Annotated in this window: 12 protein-coding genes and 1 pseudogene; all 13 read right to left on the bottom strand. The window is 63.6% G+C overall.

The window, feature by feature from the left end:
* Positions 1–31: 31 nt before the first annotated feature.
* Positions 32–1,993 carry a type VI secretion system contractile sheath domain-containing protein gene (locus tag ACXAED_RS25710; RefSeq protein ID WP_475054706.1) on the bottom strand — a complete coding sequence of 654 codons (1,962 nt, stop codon included), beginning with the start codon at positions 1,991–1,993 and terminating at the stop codon, positions 32–34.
* A 2,094-nt stretch (positions 1,994–4,087) separates the two neighbouring features.
* A pseudogene (tssB, locus tag ACXAED_RS25715) lies at positions 4,088–4,585 on the bottom strand (type VI secretion system contractile sheath small subunit); the annotation flags it as partial.
* On the bottom strand, positions 4,578–5,408 hold the full coding sequence (locus tag ACXAED_RS25720; protein ID WP_475054708.1) for an ion transporter: 831 nt from the start codon (positions 5,406–5,408) through the stop codon (positions 4,578–4,580). The pseudogene tssB (ACXAED_RS25715) and the gene ACXAED_RS25720, both read right to left, overlap by 8 nt.
* Positions 5,409–5,496: 88 nt before the next feature.
* Positions 5,497–6,732: a hypothetical protein gene (locus ACXAED_RS25725; protein WP_475054685.1), complete on the bottom strand. Its 1,236-nt coding sequence runs from the start codon at positions 6,730–6,732 to the stop codon at positions 5,497–5,499.
* Positions 6,733–6,785: 53 nt separating this feature from the next.
* A complete protein-coding gene (gene tssH / locus ACXAED_RS25730; protein ID WP_475054687.1) occupies positions 6,786–9,509 on the bottom strand; it encodes a type VI secretion system ATPase TssH in 2,724 nt (907 codons plus the stop codon).
* Position 9,510: 1 nt separating this feature from the next.
* Positions 9,511–10,566, bottom strand: a complete 1,056-nt coding sequence (gene tssG, locus ACXAED_RS25735) for a type VI secretion system baseplate subunit TssG (protein ID WP_475054689.1) — start codon at positions 10,564–10,566, stop codon at positions 9,511–9,513.
* Entirely contained in the window at positions 10,530–12,407 is a 1,878-nt protein-coding gene (tssF, locus tag ACXAED_RS25740; RefSeq protein ID WP_475054691.1) for a type VI secretion system baseplate subunit TssF, read from the bottom strand. The genes tssG and tssF overlap by 37 nt, the downstream gene beginning before the upstream one ends.
* A 1-nt stretch (position 12,408) precedes the next feature.
* Positions 12,409–12,906: a type VI secretion system baseplate subunit TssE gene (gene tssE, locus ACXAED_RS25745; protein WP_475054692.1), complete on the bottom strand. Its 498-nt coding sequence runs from the start codon at positions 12,904–12,906 to the stop codon at positions 12,409–12,411.
* Complete coding sequence (locus tag ACXAED_RS25750) at positions 12,899–13,702, bottom strand: type VI secretion system accessory protein TagJ (protein ID WP_475054695.1); 804 nt, start codon at positions 13,700–13,702, stop codon at positions 12,899–12,901. Before ACXAED_RS25750 ends, tssE begins: the two co-directional genes overlap by 8 nt.
* A 92-nt stretch (positions 13,703–13,794) precedes the next feature.
* Positions 13,795–14,295, bottom strand: a complete 501-nt coding sequence (locus tag ACXAED_RS25755) for an Hcp family type VI secretion system effector (RefSeq protein ID WP_475054696.1) — start codon at positions 14,293–14,295, stop codon at positions 13,795–13,797.
* 67 nt (positions 14,296–14,362) lie between these two features.
* Positions 14,363–15,859, bottom strand: coding sequence for a type VI secretion system contractile sheath large subunit (tssC, locus tag ACXAED_RS25760; RefSeq protein ID WP_475054698.1), 1,497 nt, complete (start codon positions 15,857–15,859; stop codon positions 14,363–14,365).
* Positions 15,860–15,874: 15 nt separating this feature from the next.
* Positions 15,875–16,390 (bottom strand): type VI secretion system contractile sheath small subunit, encoded by a 516-nt coding sequence (gene tssB, locus ACXAED_RS25765; protein WP_027260175.1) that lies wholly within the window; start codon positions 16,388–16,390, stop codon positions 15,875–15,877.
* Positions 16,391–16,461: 71 nt separating this feature from the next.
* Positions 16,462–17,507 (bottom strand): type VI secretion system protein TssA (tssA, locus tag ACXAED_RS25770; protein WP_475054699.1); only part of this gene is annotated, 1,046 nt, incomplete at its 5' end.

A 17,507-nucleotide genomic window follows, 5' to 3' on the forward strand; every position in this document is an offset into this window, starting at 1 on the left:
AAATCACCGGCAGTGTTCTCAAACATTCGCATCACAAATCATCCAAAAGCGCGGCGAGTTCTGCATCCATTTCCTCATCGCCGCTGCCGTCTTCGTCATCCTCGTTGTCGTCATCCCCAAACGACGCCAGCAGATCATCAAGCCCCCCGTCATCGGCATCGAAGTCCAGTTCGCCCAGATCCAGGTCGTCTTCCTCATCACCCCCGAGGTCCAGGTCATCCAGGCCGAGATCGTCCCCGTCATCTCCGCCCAAATCCAGGTCATCTTCATCCCCGCCGCCCGCAGGAGCCGCCGGTTTCGGCAGGCCGCGCGGATCCGGCGGCGAGGGCTCAGGTGCCGGCAATCCGGTCCAGGGCCCCAGAATTTCGCTGCCCTTCAGGGAATTGAAGGAGGTCAGCCGCACCTCGTCCCGCCCCTTGACCGCGCTCACCGCCATAAAGCCGCGCTCCTGTGCCAGCGCGATCTTGTCTAGGTCGATATTGCGCTCAGTGCAGGGCAGCGCCACCTGGTCGCCGAACTTGTCGTTCACATAATGATAGGGCATTCCCCCCAAAGACATGATCTTGCCCAGCTGCAGCGACGGGCCGTATTCCTTGAAGGACCGCCCCAGAAGGATCGCCACCAGCACCACCGGATTGGCCCAGAGCATACCCTTCAGGCCTTCCGCTTCGGTGAATTCCTCGAAATCAAACTCGTAACAAGGCTCGGTTTTCTCACCATAGGGGCGCCGCAGCAGGAACCGCGGGCTGACCAGCCCCAGATGCCCGGCCTCCGCCATGCCCTGCAGTGTATCCCAGGCCTCCGCAACCAGCTTGGGCCGCTCCGCCTTGGGCGTTTTCAGGAACTCCGGCGAGATCGACGCGAAGAACGGCGCATCCACATGCGCCGCCACCCGCGCGATCCGGCCCAGCAGCTCCGCATGAGGCGGGGTTTCCTCGAACTGATACATGCCGATCAGCGCCGAATAGCCGCCGCGGCCGTTCTCCTCATCCAGCGGCTCCTCTGTCAGCAGCCTCACAAACCCGGTCTTCGACAGATCCTCTTCCGCGGCCAGGTCCGCCGCCAGCTCCTCCGCCGAGATGTCATAGAGCATCACATCCAGCGTATCGTCCGCCTCGATCGAACGCGCCATCAGATCCAGCGAACGCCACTGCGCTTCGACCGACTGGAACTCCGGATGATGCAGCACCAGCCGCATCGCATCCGACAACGCCTCATCCACCGCCTTCTGCATCGCGGCCACGTCCGGATCCGGCAGCGCCCGGATATGCGGGCCGACAACCCGTGCCAGCAGCTCCTCCACCGGCGTCGCCGGGCGCGGCGTGATACCAGTGTCCTTGATCAGCTGCTGAAAGGCGCTCAACCGCTTGTCAGCAGGTACTGCATTGCCCGCCGAGGTCCGCTTGGGCGCCCGCGCCTTGGTGCCGTGTTTCTCCGCCCAGGCCTTCAGCGTATTGGCCGCATGATCCGCCGTCGCGCCGCTCTGCAGCTGCTTGCGCAGGCCCACCAGCTCCGAGAACAGTTCAACGTTTTCATAGAGCTCATCCGGATGCAGGCCGTCCAGATCCTCCAGCTTGACCGCAATCCCGGCGCCCTCCTTGCCGATCGGCAGGATCAGCTCGGTGGCAAAGCGCTCGATCACATCCTCAACCGTATCCGGGTCCAGCAGAATCGCCTTGCGCGCCGCCAGCGCGTCGCCGGTCTCCAGCTGCCCCTTGGCCGCACGGCCCGAAAAATCCCCCAGCACCGCCATCCGGAACCGCTTGCGCGCCAGCTTCTGCGGTTCGGGCCGGTCCGCGCTCATAGTGCCATAGGCGAATTCCGGTTCCTCCGAAGCCTCCACCGCAGCCACGGCCTCCGGTTCGCTGCCGCCTTCCTCCAGATCCCCCAGCAGCGCATCCAGATCGTCTCCGCCATCATCCTCCGCCGCCTCATCATCGCCGCCAAGATCGCCCAGCAGGTCGTCGAGATCCATATCCCCATCCTCGCCCATCAGGCTGTCCAGGTCGGTGTCCGCATCCCCCAAGCCGCTCAGCAGCGCGTCAAGGTCATCCTCGGCGCTCTCCTCATCTGCCGCCTCCTCGGCCTCCGCCTCTTCCCCAAGACCGGCCAGCAGATCGTCGAGATCACCGTCGTCTTCCTCACCGCTGCCCAGATCGCCGAGAAGATCATCCAGGCTGGCGTCATCAGCCTCCCCGGCATCCTCCGTGTCCAGATCCCCAAGCAGTGAGTCCAGGTCATCATCGCCAGCCCCGCCGGCAGCGGCGGCGCCGTCGTCCTCCGACCCGCCAAGCAGATCATCCAGGCTGCTGTCTTCGGGCTCCTCCGCGGCCTCATCTCCGGGCTCATCCAGATCGCCCAGCAAATCATCCAAATCATCCCCGCCGGCTTCTTCTGAGCCCCCATCGTCCGGCAGCAGCGCGCCGGGACTGCCCTCCTCAGCCGCGTCGGCCTCCACATCATCCAAATCGCCAAGCAAATCATCCAGACCGCTGTCCTCGGCGCCCGCTTCATCATCGGCACCGCTTAGAAGCGCATCCAGATCATCATCATCCGAGCCTGCTGTCTCCTCGGTCAGGTCCCCTGGCAAGCTGTCAAGGTCATCATCCCCGGCTGTGTCCTCAGCCTCGTCTCCGCTGTCCAGCAAAGCGTCCAGATCCAGGTCCAGCTCGCCGCCGCCTGCGTCTTCCGGGCTGTCCTCGTCCGCGGTCAGAGCATCCAGCACCCCGGCGGCATCCTCCTCCGCATCTTCGACGCCGTCACTGCCAAGGTCGCCAAGCAGATCGTCCAGCCCGCTATCGTCCGCGTCTTCCTCCGCAGGCGCGTCCAGGGTGTCCAGCGCGGCGCTCAGATCATCGCTTTCCTCCGCTTCCTCCGGCGCATCCAGCCCGCCGAGGATCGTCTCCAGGCCGCTGTCCTCTTCCGCAGTTTCCTCCGGCAGGTCATCGGCAAGCCCGGCCAGCACATCGTCAGAAGTCTCCCCGGCGTCTGCCTCCTCGGGCGCTTCAAGGCCATCCAGAACCGCGTTCAGATCCTCGTCCGTGTCCTCCGCTTCATTCAGGCCGCCCTCCAGCAGCCCTTCCAGAACGTCATCGGACCCGTCATCGTCCTCTTCCTCAACCTCAACGGACGCAAGGCTCTCCAGCGCGCCCTCCGCCTCGCTGCCGGCGTCTTCTTCCGCAGGAGCTTCCTCCACAAAGCCGCCAAGTACATCGTCCAGGCCGTCGTCTTCCTCAGCCGCGGAAACCTCTGCATCCGCCAGGCTGTCCAGCGCAGCAGCGGCCTCCGCACCCTCCTCGTCTGCCTCTGGCTCGGCATCCGCGAGGTCACTCAGAACACCGGAAACATCTTCTTCTTCGCCCCCGTCGGCCTCCACAGGTTCAAGACTGCCCAAAGCCGCCTCCGCAGAATCATCCGCTTCGGCCTCGTCAGGCTCCAGATCTGCCAGCCCTTCCAGAATGTCCGAGTGATCTTCAGCCTCGGGTGCCTCAACCTCCGCCGCGGCCAGGCTCTCCAGCGCGGCTCCGGCGGCGTCTTCGTCTTCGCCTTCTTCCTGCACCTCGATTGCGGCAAGCTCATCCAGAACCGAAGAGGCCTCCTCAGTGTCTTCAGCCTCAGGCACTTCGGCCGCCGCCAAGCTCTCCAAAGCAGCACCCGCAGCATCCTCTTCCGCCGGCTCTTCAGCTTCAACAGCCCCAAGGCTTTCCAGCGCGTCCTCCGCGGCGGTGTCCTCAGGCTCTTCCACTCCGGCGTCAGCAAGCGCATCCAAAACGCCGGAATGATCCTCCGTTTCCGCCTCGGCCACTTCAACGTCCGAAAGGCTCTCCAGCGCGGCTGAGGCCGTGTCTTCCGGTGTGTCCTCCTCCACCTCCTGCGCGGCCAGCCCCGCCAGCACATCCGCCGAGGTGTCTTCCGGTTCAGCCTCCACCGGAGCGGCAGAGCGCAAACCCTCCAATACCCCGCCTGAAGCATCCTCAGGTGCCGTATCCGCCGGTGCCTGCGCGGCAAGGCCTGCCAGCACGTCGCCGCTGGTGTCCTCCTCTTCCTCCGGCAGCTCCAGATTACGCAGGCTGTCCAATGCAGCAGCACTGTCCGTATCCGCCGCCGGCGCCGACACCGCCTGCAGCAGCGACGGGTCGTTCAGGATCGTCTCGATCAGCGTCTCGGCGCCGGTCTTGCCGTCCATATATGCCATCAGGTTCTGCAGCTGGGTGCGCGCCTCCAGCAGGGGCCGCAAGGCGTCCACCTTGGCGGCAATCGCCCCGGGCGAGAAATCCGCCATGCTCTCAAACGTCAGATCCACCGCCAGGTTGCCCTCACCAGTAAGCGTGTTGGGTACGGTGAAAGCGGCGCGCGGTGCCAGCCCCTTCATCCGCTCGTCGAAGTTGTCGACGTCGATTTCCAGGAACTTGCGGTCTGCAACAGCGGGCTGCTCCACCGTGGATTTCCCCGCCAGATCGCTCATCACCCCCATGACAAAGGGCAGCTGCACCTTCTTCTCGGCGCCGTACAGCTCCACATCATACTCGATCTGAACCCTTGGCGCCCGGTTGCGGGCGATGAACTTCTGCGAGCTGTCAGCCATTGCCCTGCCCTTTCAGCTCTGCGACTTCCGCCCTGAGCGCCTTGATCTCCTGAAGCAGCTCAAGAACACGCTCGTCGATCACATCCGTCTCCGACTTCACCAGATCCCGCAGCTTCTCAAACTCTGCCTCGGCTTCCGCCTCCACCGCCGACTGCATGGTGTTGACCAGTAGACCGATGAACAGGTTCAGCACCGAAAAGGCGGTGATCACGATGAAGGGAACAAAGAACGACCAGGCAAAGGGGAACTCCTCCATCACCGGGCGCACAATCCCCATCGACCAGCTTTCGAGCGTCATGATCTGGAACAGCGAATACAGCGACCGGCCCAGGGTGCCGAACCACTCGTCAAAAGCCTGCCCGTACATCATCGTCGCCATCACGCCGAACACGTAGAACACGATGGAAATCATCACGATCACCGCGCCCATGCCCGGCAAGGCGTCCAGCAGTGCCTGCACCACCGCGCGCATTTGCGGGATGACGGACAGCAGGCGCAAGGCGCGCACCACCCGCAGGCCGCGCAAGGCCGACAGGCCCTGACTGTCCGGCAGCAGCCCGAAGGAGACCACGACAAGATCGAAGATGTTCCAGGCAGAGGAGAAGAAACGGAGACCATAGGCAAACAGCTTCAGCGCCAGCTCCAGCACAAAGATGGTCAGAACCGCTGTGTCGATCACGTCCAGAAGCCCGCCCGCGTGCGCCCGCACCGCGGCAGAGGTGCCAAGACCCAGCGTGATGGCGTTGAAGATGATGATGCCCAAAATGGTATTGGTCACCCAAGGGCGTTCGACGAATTCACGGGCGCGGTCCCGAAGCGTCATGCCGGTGCTGGCCTGGGTTTCCACTGGTCTTCTCCCTTTTTCGCGGCCCGGCCGGCTTTGGGCCGGGCCAATCGTCTGCCGGTCTGGATCAGGCGACCGCCTTGCTGACGTTGTCTACCAGGGTCTTCACGGTCTTGATCGCCCCCATCAGCGTGGCCGCTTCCGAGGCGATCGACTTCTTGTCCAGGGCCTTGAGCTTCTGGATCGTGGTCTGGTCGTCGATCTTCATGCCGTTGCCCTCCATCAGGGCCTGCATTTCCTCCAGATAGGCCTCGCGGTCCTTCAGCTTGGCGGCCAGCTCGCTGGCGGCGCGTTTCAGCGTCATGCATTCGGCACCCAGCTTCACCCCTTCTTTCAGGGTTTTCGACGCGCGCACCTTCTTCATCAGCTTGTCCGCCGAAACACCCAGGCTGTCGGTCTTGTTGCGGGTCTTGGTGGTGTGCTCGCGGTAAGCTTTGCGCGCCTTCTCGGCGTCATTCACCTTGGCTGAGATCCCCTTGACCGTGGCGTCCAGCAGGTTCTTGGCGATCGACTTGGCATCCTTGCCCTTGGTCACCTCATCGCCCATCGCCAGCGCCTTGGCGGTCAGCTTCTTGATCGCTTCAATCGGCTTTTTCACCGAAATGCCGGAGGTGTCGGTGATCCCCTGCCGCTCCGCCGCCTGCATCAGTACGGTGCCGCGCAGGGTGATATAGGCCTGGATCCCGGTATACAGATCCTTGCGCAGCTTGGCCTCGTTCTTGAGCTGCTGATTGATCTCCATCCCCAGCTTCACAACCTCAACAACGATGGTCTTGTAAGAGGTCACATCCGCGCCGGAGGTCGCCACCAGCTTGGCCACAGAGCCCGCAATCTTGATCGTGCCCAGCCCCACCTTGAGCGTGGTCTTGACCCGCGCCTCCTTCAGCAGCTTGTCGCCTTGGGCCTCTTTCTTGAGCCGGGCCTCGATGGCTTTCTGTGCGGCCCCTTCCGCCGAATCCATCGCGTTCTTGATCGAGGCGTTGGTCGCCTGGATCATCTTTTCCGCTTCTTTCTGCGCCGCCGCCCCCGGCGTCTCCATCAGCTTGCCGACCTTGGCGTCCAGCTTCACCGCCTCTTCGGTGATCACCTTCTCATAGCGCTCCAGCTCCGCCATGCCGGCCTCTTCCAGGCGCTTCAGCTTGGTCGAGGGTGCCGGATCCGGCTTTTTCACCGTGCCCTTGGTGGTGACTTCAAACTCCACATCGACCCGGTATTTCGGCAGTTCGATGTAGTTCAGCTTGGGTTTGGAACGCACAAGATCGACAACATAGAACTTGTGCTTAACGGTTGTTGTCTTGGCCATCTCATTTCTCCCTTGTACTCATCACCCTGCGGCGCAGGCTGTGCGGCGCCGCATCAGTCAAATGCGTATGAAAACTCTCCGTCGGTAACGCCGATCTCGACCTTCTCCACTTCCTTGCCTTCCATCAGACGGCGCAGGAATTCGTTGGAGATGTCCGGCAGCATCGAATTGGTGACGATGGCGTCGATCATCCGGCCGCCGGATTCCAGCTCCTGGCAGCGCTCGACAATCTTGTCGACGACTTCGCCGCTGTAAGAGAACGGCACCCCGTGCGCTTCCTCGACCCGCTTCTGGATGCGGCCCAGCTGCAGCTTGGTGATCTCGGCAATCATGTCCGGCGACAGCGGGTAATAGGGGATCGTCACCAGACGCCCCAGCAGGGCGGGCGGGAACACTTTCAGCAGCGGGTCGCGCAAGGCTTTCGCCATGCCCTCCGGCTCCGGCATCAGATCGGGGTCAGAGCACAGATCCATGATCGTCTCGGTACCCACATTAGAGGTCAGCAGGATCAGCGTGTTCTTGAAGTCGATCACGCGGCCCTCGCCGTCTTCCATGACGCCCTTGTCGAACACCTGAAAGAAGATCTCATGCACATCCGGGTGCGCCTTTTCGACCTCATCCAGCAGCACAACGGAGTAGGGCTTGCGCCGCACCGCCTCGGTCAGCACCCCGCCCTCGCCATAGCCGACATAACCCGGAGGCGCCCCTTTCAAGGAGCTGACGGTATGGGCCTCCTGGTATTCCGACATGTTGATGGTGATGACATTCTGTTCACCGCCATACAGCACCTCAGCCAGCGCCAGCGCGGTTTCGGTCTTACCCACGCCAGAGGTGCCCGCCAGCATGAACACACCGATCGGCTTGTTCGGGTTGTCGAGGCCTGCGCGGCTGGTCTGAATGCGCTTGGCGATCATCTTCATCGCGTGGTCCTGGCCTATCACCCGCTGGGCCAGCCGCTCTTCCAGGTTCAGGATGGTCTCGATCTCGTCCTTGACCATGCGCCCCACCGGAATGCCGGTCCAATCGCCCACCACCGAGGCCACCGCCTGGTGGTCGACAATCGGCAGGATCAGCGCCGAGTCGCCTTGCAAGGCTTCCAGCTCCGCGTTCTTGTCCTTCAGCTGCTGCATCAGCTCGGCGCGCTCATCGTCCGACAGCGGGCTATCGGCGGCGCCCTCCGCTGCGTCGTCCCCAGCATCCCCGGCATCATCCACGGGCGCAGCCCCCTCCCGGAGCTTGGCGCGCAGGTCCAGGATGCCTTCGACAACCGCCTTTTCCTTGTCCCAGCGCTCGGTCAGCCCGGCCAGCCGTTCCTCCTCGGCGGCCTTGGCGGCCTCCACCGCCTCGCGCCGGTCGGCAACCTCATACCCTGCGGTCTCGTCGCGGCCGATGATCTCCAGCTCGGTGGTCAGCGCCTCGATCCGGCGCTGGCTGTCATCGACCTCGGCCGGCACCGCGTGCTGGCTCACCGCCACGCGGGCGCAGGCGGTATCCAGCAGGCTCACAGACTTGTCCGGCAGCTGCCGCGCCGGAATATAGCGGGCCGACAAACTGACTGCCGCCTCAATCCCCTCGTCCAGAACCTGCACCCGGTGGTGCTGTTCCAGCATCGAGGCGATGCCCCGCATCATCAGCACCGCCTTGGGGATATCCGGCTCATCGACCTTGACCACCTGGAAACGGCGGGTCAGCGCCGGGTCCTTCTCGATGTATTTCTTGTATTCGGCCCAGGTCGTGGCGCCGATGGTGCGCAGGGTGCCGCGCGCCAGCGCCGGTTTCAGCAGGTTGGCCGCATCGCCAGTGCCGGCCGCGCCCCCTGCCCCCACCAGCGTGTGGGTTTCATCCACAAACATCACGATCGGCACCGGGCTCGCCTGCACCTCGTCGATTACCTGGCGCAGACGGTTTTCAAACTCACCCTTCATGCTGGCACCAGCCTGCAGCAGCCCCACATCCAGCGCCAGCAGCCGCACATCGTGCAGGCTGGGCGGCACGTCGCCGCGCGCAATCCTGAGGGCAAAGCCCTCGACTACCGCGGTCTTGCCCACCCCGGCCTCGCCGGTCAGGATCGGGTTGTTCTGCCGCCGCCGCATCAGGATGTCGACGATCTGGCGGATTTCCTCGTCCCGGCCCACGATCGGGTCGATCTCGCCGTTGCGGGCCTGTTCGGTCAGGTCAGTGCAGAACTGTTCCAGCGCCTCACCTTTGCCCATCGCGCCCGGCGCCATCGCAGAGGAAGCCTCGCCCGGCTCGGCCCCGCCGCCGGTCACGTTGGAGCCGTCCTGCGCCCCCAGCGTTTCCTCGGGCGAGCCATCGGTGGCCTCGTTGAAATTGTCGGCCAGATCATCCGCGCCGATCCTGGCCAGCTCCGGCGACATGGTCGACAGGATGTTGCGCAAGGCCGGCGTCTTCAGCATCCCCAGCAGCAGATGGCCGCTGCGCACATGCCCCGAGGAGTAGAGCAGCGAGCCCCAGACCCAGCCGCGTTCCATCGCATCCATCAGGTGATCGGAGAGGTCCGAGATCGTCGAGGCGCCGCGCGGCAGCATGTCCAGCGCGCGGGTGAGCTCGGTGGCTATCTTACCCGCATCCAGATCGTAATGCTGGATGATCCGGTGCAGGTCGCTGTCCTGCTGCGCCAGCAGCTGATGCATCCAATGCACCAGCTCGACATAGGGGTTTCCGCGCATCTTGCAGAACACGGTTGCACTTTCAACGGCCTGGTATCCCAGCTTGTTCAGCTTGCCAAACAGCGCCACGCGGCTGATCTCGGTCATCTCAAATCCCTCCCTCTACTCGCTCTTCAGCCCCGGCGCCAAATCCCGGGTACAGGTACAAATCATTCACGTCCGGCTGATCCGCATCCGGATCCGGGCGCGAACGGATCCAGCTGGTGTGCCCCAGCCGGGTGGTTCCGCCCAGGGACGCCCGCGGCACTTCATCGCCCGCCAGCACCAGGTTCACGTCCCAGTCCAGCACATCGCCGGCATAAGAGCGCACAATGGCGCGCAGCCGTTTCAGCGCCTCCCCGCCCGGCAGCAGCCGCTCGTAATCCTTCAGCGTCAGCGGCCCGATGCGGATGCGGAACTTGGCGGTGCGGCTCCACACCTTGTTGCCGATGCTGGTGCTTTGCCCCAGCCCGCCATAGCCCAGCCCCCAGCGGTCGTCCGGCTCCAGCTCCAGCCAGCTGCCGATGTATTCCTCCAAGGAAACCGGCACCTCGAAAAACGCCGCCAGGATCGACACCAGCCCTTCCGGGTTCTTCGCGCCGCGCGCCAGGTGACCGGCAAAATGCAGCTTGGCCAGGTCGGGCATGTCGTCCCGGCGGGCGAACTTGAAGCCATTATAGCCGATCAGCGACGCCACCTTGCGCGCCATCGGATCATCCGCCCGGTCAAAGCTGACGGCGGGCGAGCCTTGCGTCCAAGCGCGATAGAGCAGGCTCATTAGCCGGTGCGTCAGCATATCGGCAAAGGCCACCATCGTCGGGTCTCGGTGGTTGCGTTTGCGGTCGCGGGCGTATTCGGTCAGATGCAGCGGCAACGGCCCTTGCGGCCCGAACAGGCCGAAGAAGCGGTTGGTCAGCACCGCGGGCTTGTCCCCTTCAGCCGGCTTGAACGCGGCAATGGTCGAGGGCGGAAAGGCCAGCTCCGCCTCCTGTCCCAGCCGCAGCTTGTCCTCGCGCGGGCGGCGGCTTTCGCCAAGCCGGGGGGCCTCCTCGAAATGCGCCTCCAATACCCTCAGGGCCTGAAAAACGTGGTGTTTCTCAGGCTCCATGGCCAGCCGGCCATAGAGGCTCAGATCATCCGGCCAAGGCCCTTTTCCGGTCGCCATCTGGCAATTTCCCCGCGTTTTTCAGTTTTCAGGACGGTCTCCGTGAATGAGTTGATGCTGGCATAACCGCGGAAGAACCGCTCCAGCACGGCCCCCAGCGCGTAGATGTTGCTGCCTTCGAAAAAACTCTCGTCAAAGCCCAGGGTGATCTCCAGCCCGCGCACCGCGGTGGACAGGATCTCATCGCTCATCCGCCGCACGATGGGCCGCGCGCCGACCGACAGGATCCCCTCCAGCTGCTTCTCGGTCACCCGGTCGCCCAGGGGCGCATACAGCCCGACCAGCTCGCGCAGCGCCTCCGCCGACTGGCCCTTGCCTGTTTCGGCAATCGACACGTAGTTGAGGCTGAGGTGCGAGATCAGCCGCCAGGCAGTATCCCCCTGCGCCAGCGTCGGATGCGGACGGGTGGGCGACACCGGCAGTGTCACCTTCTTGACCGGGCCGCCTTCGGGCAGGTGGAAGACGTCGTCACTGCCGGTCGCCAGCAGCATCGGCAGGTCGCGGTTGGTGCACAGCGCGGTCACCGCCAGCTGCTCCAGCCCCGGCGAATAGGGCACCTGCGCACGGTCGACCAGCGTCAGGAACACCTCCGACCCCAGGTAAGAGCTGCGCACCCCGCGCAAACGCTCCTTCTCCGACCGCTGCCGCATCCGCCGTTTGACGGTGTAATAGGCCGGGTGGCTTTCGCCTGCCGCAGTGAAGTCATTGGCGGAATAGAACGGGCGGAACACAACATCGTCCTCGCCCTCGCCGCTGATCCCGACCACGCTTTGCAGCGCATAGACCTCGAAATCCAGGCCTGCGGTGCGGTTCGGGATCACGTGATGCTCGGTATCAATCGGCGCAATCCGCACCCGGTCGCAGCGTTTCTCGAACAGGTTCACGGCCGGCACCGCGTTCAGCTGGAACACCTCCGGCACCACGATCGGGGCAACTTCGGACATGCCCTCGCGCAACAGGATATAAAGATCCACCTCATTGCCCGCCGATTTCTCCAGCCCCGCCCGCAGCCCCTGCAGCTCGACAAAGCGGAACCGCTCCGGCATGGCGAAATATTCCTGCAGCAGCCGGTAGCCGTCATAGACCCGGCGCGGCAGCGGCAGCAGCGCCTCCTCCGGGCTGAACCCCTTCTGCACCACTTTGGCGCCACGCAGCGGCAGCTGCCAATCGGCCCGCCGGTCAGTAGAGCGCGCGACGATCCCCTGCACCTGGGTGCACAGCAGTTCCAAAAGCGGCCAGCTGTTGCCCGCGGCACCGGACAGGTACAGCGACAGCCTGTCCATCTGCAATTTGCTGATCGGGTCGCCGTCGATCCGCTTGATGCGCAGCCGGATACCCGCCCGCGCGTCATAGCCGGTGGCCACACCCGCCGCGACCAGCTCGCCGCGCCCGTCGATATACTGCGCCTCGGTGATCTCGATCGGCCACATGGTCAGATCGGCGGCGGTGCGGAACTCGCAGGGCGTCTGCTCGCCTTCGGTCAGCCGTGACCTGAGGGTGGAGCCGCGCGGCAGCACATAGCCGCTTTTCACCGCCGAGTTCGCCGCATCCGGCTCAAACGCCGCGATCATCATCGACGGCGTCGGCGCCAGGTAATGCGGATAAATGATCTCCAAGAGGTTGGAGGTGAAATTCGGATACTGCAGCTCCAGCTCCAGCTGCACACGCGCGGTCAGAAAGGCGGCGCCCTCCAGCAGCCGCTCCACATAAGGATCAAGAACCTCAACCCCTTCCATCCCCAGCCGCGCGGCGATCTTGGGATAGGCGGCGGCAAACTCCGCGCCCATGTCGCGCAGGTAGTTCAACTCGTTCTCGTAATGGGTCAGCAGCCGTGTATCCATCTCACAGCGCCCTTTCCATTTCCACTTCACCGGTGGTCAGATCGACCTTGCTGCGCAGATACAGCTCCAGCGGCATCGGCTGCGCCCACATGTCGGCGCGGATCTCCAGGCCGACGGTCATCTCGGTGGCGTCAGTCCCGTCCTGCAGCCGCACATCGACCGATCCGTCGATGATCCGCGGCTCATAGGTGGCAATCGCCTGCTTGATCGACCGGCGGATCGCCTCCGCCTTCTCAGTGGTCGAGGCTTCACCCGCCACTTCCACCAGCCCGTAATTCAGCACCGAGGCCGACACCGACGGGTATTTCTCCGCATCAAAATGGCTTTCCACATTCTGGGTATTCAAAAGCCAGGACAGATCGCGCTGAATGATTTCCCGCAGCCGCACAAGGTCGATCACCCGGCTCTCGCGGGTTTCCTTCAGATCGCCAGGTGCATTGTCGGTCAGCCGGTCCAGCAGCGAGGGCTGCAGGCGCTCGGCCAGTGTCTTGTCAGCCATTTTCTACGTCATGCCCATCCATCCGGAGTGTGCGCACATCCATGATGGCAATGTCCTCTTCCCCGATCGTCAGCAGCCGCTGGCCCAGACCGGTATAGGTTTCCTCGCCGGCGTCCTCCCACACGGTGGCTCGCGCCAGCATCGACAGACCGTCGGCCTTTTCAGACCCCGGGTAGCGGGTCGGGATCATCGCCGCCACCGCGCCGCCGCCCGCCAGCGTCAGAGTGCCGGCGGTCCAGACTGCATCGCGCAGGTCGCTCGGCTCCTCCGCCTCGAACGAGACGATCTGCGTAAACGGCAGCCAGTAGTATTTGCCGTTGACGATGGTCTCCAGCACCGGGCCCAGCCGCATGTCGGCATCGGCAATCCAGTCGAACCGCTTGCCATTCGCTTCGCCCGGGCTGGCAGGTGCGGCCTCAAACGCCTTGGCGCGCAGCTCCGCGGCTTCCTTGGGATTGCCCTGCGCCAGCAGTTTCTGCGCTTCGATCAGATGCGCCAGCCATTCCTCCGGCTCGCCCAGGATCAGCGGCGATTTCTCCCCGGCAAAAACCTTCTCGCGGTAAACCTCGCAAATGATCGCCTCGCGGTAGGCCTGCGCCATCACCGTGGCGCCTTCATCCAGACCCGCCGCCGCCTTCAGCTGGGCAATCGCCCGGGTCCAGTCGCCCAGCACACAGAGCAGCTGAAAAAGGAAAACCCGCAGCTTGGCATTGCTCGCGTCCGCCCGGATCTTGTCTTGCAGCGCCTCCAGCGCCGCCCTGGGATCACCGGCCTTCAGATGCTCTTCGGGTGTCATGGGGCTCTACTCCGCAACTAGGACTGGATGCTGCAAATGCTTCAGAAAAAACGGACCCCGGGCGCAAACACGCCCGGGGCCAGCCGAATGTCTTACTCGACCTTGCCGGTCTGCACGTTCCACTTGAAGGTGCCTTCAGTGGTGAGTTTACCGGTTTTCTGGTTGGTCGACTTGTACTCATGCTCGATCGAGGCATAGGCCAGCGACCAGGTCTCTTCCGGAATGCCGTCTTCACTGGCAGAGATGGAATAGCTGTCCACCACCACGTCCTTGAACTTCCAGATCGAATAGACCAGCAGGCCCTGGCTGGCGCTGTCACCCGACCGGCACCAGTGCATGGTGATTTCCGGGCGCACGGTGCCGTTGGCAACCGACAGCGCCAGATCGTTGGACGCCTTGCCCATCTGCGACGTCAGTTCGACCTTGCCGAAGTTGGAGTTCGCATGCATCCGCTGGGTCGACCCCAGGTCGGTCATTTCCACGGCACGTTCAACATTCCAGCTCGCGGACTGGACAACGATCCATTTCTTGTGCTGTTCCTCGGTCGCGTCGCCGTCGATATCCGAGATATGCACGAACATATTTGCAGCCATTTTTCTATCCTTTCAAAAACTAAGAACTCTACTGCACTATGATGGGTTTGAGGCTGGGGAGTGGAAATCAGCCTCCTTTTTCCGAGGGCAGTTTCGATACCAGCCGCAGCGAGACGGAAAGCCCCTCAAGCTGGTAATGCGGGCGCAGGAAGAATTTCGAGGTGTAATACCCCGGGTTGCCCTCGACCTCTTCCACAACCACTTCGGCTGCGGCCAGAGGCTTGCGCGCCTTCTCGTTCTCCGAGGAGATATCCGCGTTGAAGTCAACATAGTTGTTGATCCAGTCCTGCAGCCAGGATTCCATGTCCTGACGGCTTTTGAACGAGCCGACTTTGTCCCGCACCATGCACTTGAGATAGTGCGCGAACCGGCATGTGGCGAACAGATACGGCAGCCGCGCGCCCAGGTTGGCGTTGGCGGTCGCGTCCGGATCGTCATATTCGGCCGGCTTGTGCAGCGACTGCGCGCCCATGAAGGTCGCCACATCGGTGTTCTTGCGGTGGATCAGCGGCATCATGCCGTTCTTCGCCAGTTCCGCCTCGCGCCGGTCGTCGATGGCAATCTCGGTCGGGCATTTCTGATCGACGCCGCCATCGGTGGTCGGGAAGGTGTGGCTGGGCAGGTTCTCCAGCGTGCCGCCGCTTTCGACGCCGCGGATGCGCGAGCACCAGCCGTACATCTTGAACGACCGGGTGATGTTCACCGCCATGCCATAGGCCGCATTGACCCAGCCGTATTTGTCGCTGGTCGCGCCTGCGGTGTCTTCCTCAAACGCAAACTCCTCCACCGGGTCGGTCTTGGAGCCATAGGGCAGACGGCCCAGGAACCGCGGCATCGCCAGGCCGACATACTTGGCATCTTCGCTGTCGCGCAAAGACCGCCAGGCGGCATATTCCGGGGTCTGAAAGATCTTGGTCAGATCGCGCGGGTTCGACAGTTCCGCCCAGCTGTCCATCTGGAACAGCGTCGGCTTGGCGCCGGTGATCAGCGGCGCATGCGCGGCCGCGGCGATCTTGGACAGCTCGCCCAGCAGCTCGATGTCCGGCGGCGAATGGTCGAAATGGTAGTCCACCACCAAAGAGCCATAGGGCTCGCCGCCCAGCTGGCTGAATTCCTCGGTATAGATCTTCTTGAACAGCGGCGACTGATCCCAGGCCGTCCCCTTGAACTTCTTCAGGGTCTTGGACATTTCCTTCTTGGTGATCGGCATCACCCGGATCTTCAGCTGCTCATCCGTTTCAGTGTTGTTGACCAGATAGTGCAGCCCGCGCCAGGCGCTTTCCAGCTGCTGGAATTCCTCGTTGTGCAGGATCAGGTTGACCTGCTCGGTCAGCTTCTTGTCAATCTCCGCCACGATGCTCTCGATCGAACGCAGCGCGTCATCCGAAATCAGCGCGGAATTTGCCAGCGCCTGTTCGGCCAGGGTCTTGACCGCGCTTTCGACAGCGGTCTTGGCCTGGTCCGACTTGGGGCGGAATTCCTTCTGCAGCAGGTTGGCGAATTCGGCAGAGCCAAAGGCGGCTTCACCGGCAGCGGCTTCCGCCTGAAGTTCTTCTTCAGCCATCTTTGTCCTCCCCTATTATTCTTCGCTGTCGGCGTCGCCGCCGGGCTTCGGCTGCGCGGCCAGGGTTTTCAGCAGGCTCGGATCCTGAATGATCTTGGAGATCAGATCCTCGGCGCCGGTCTTGCCGTCCATGTAGGTCATCAGGTTCGACAGCTGGGTGCGCGCTTCCAAGAGCTCGCGCAGCGGCTCCACCTTGGCGGCGATCGCGGCGGGCTTGAAATCGTCCATGCTCTCAAACGTGATGTCGACCGCCAGGTTGCCCTCGCCGGTCAGCGTGTTGGGCACGGTGAAGGCGGCGCGCGGCGCCATCGACTTCATCCGGTCATCGAAGTTGTCCACGTCGATTTCCAGGAACTTGCGGTCTGCGACCGCGGGCTGCTCCACTTCGGATTTGCCCACCAGGTCGCTCATCACGCCCATCACAAACGGCAGCTGCACCTTCTTCTCGGCGCCATACAGCTCCACGTCATATTCGATCTGGACCCGCGGGGCCCGGTTGCGTGCAATGAATTTCTGTGAACTTCCGGCCATCTAGGTCTCCTTACTCGTCTTGCTGTCACGGGCCCCGCCGCCGGTCCGGCCGCAGCGTGCTCCCGTGTCTGTCAGTCGTCGTCGTCTTCGATGCCGCCAATGAGGTTGACGTTGTCCACCCCCTGCGGCGCCATGTCGTTCATGATGGTGAGGAAGTCGGCCCCCACCAGCCGCTTGGCCCGCTCCAGCAGGATCGGCAGCGGGCTCGACGGTTCCGCCCGCCGGTAATAGCCGATGATCCGGTCCAGCGCATTGGACACATCCGCGGGCGAGTTGATCGCCCCCGGCGCTGCCGGCGCTGCGCGCCCGCCTGCCGCCGCCGGAGCGGCTGCCGCTCCGGCCTCGTCCGCAGCACCATCATCCGCAGCACCGTCTTCGGCGGCCCCGTCCCCGGCACTCACATTGCCATAGTCGCGGATGCGCTTGGCGGTCTGCTGCAGCAGTTTGATCAGCGCGCTCAGGTCCGGCCCCTGCCCCGGTGTCTGCTCATCAAACACCGCCGAAATCGCCCGGACGTTCTCCTCTGACGTTTCGATCGCCGCCAGCCGCTCGGCGATGATCTCCTCATCGCTGTCCTGAAAGGCAGCGCCGATGGTGGCGGTGTCGGGGATATGCTCCATGTCCGCAGGCGCGGTCATCACCCCTTCGGCAATCTCGATATCGCGCAGGGAGAACCGGCCAAAGCCGCGGCTCTCACTCAGCGGCGCCCGCCGCAGCGACCGGTAAAGCGGCGACGCCCCCGCCATCCCGTCCGGCTGGCCGCAAAGGTCCTGCACCGCGTTGATCCGCATCGTCGGGTCGCCGTCATCCTCATCCAGCTCCGGATGGCAGGTCTCCCAGAAGTCCTCCAGGCAGCCGCGCATGTAGGTTGTCACATCGGCAAACCCGGTCAGCCCCTCGGAATGCAGCAGCGCGTCGCCAAGGAACACCGCCGCGCGCAGGTCGTGGCTGCGCTCCAAAACCTCCAGCGCCTTCTTCTGAACTTCTCGGTAATCCGGATCCGTGGCCTCGATGGTCTCGTTGCCCACAACGGATTCTTCCCCGGGCTGCGCAGCCAGCTCCATCTCGGTGAAGGCTGGATCGTATTCGAGGTTCTCGCCGCTGGGCGCATCGTCCC

The organism is Leisingera sp. ABM4_103 (assembly GCF_056158685.1).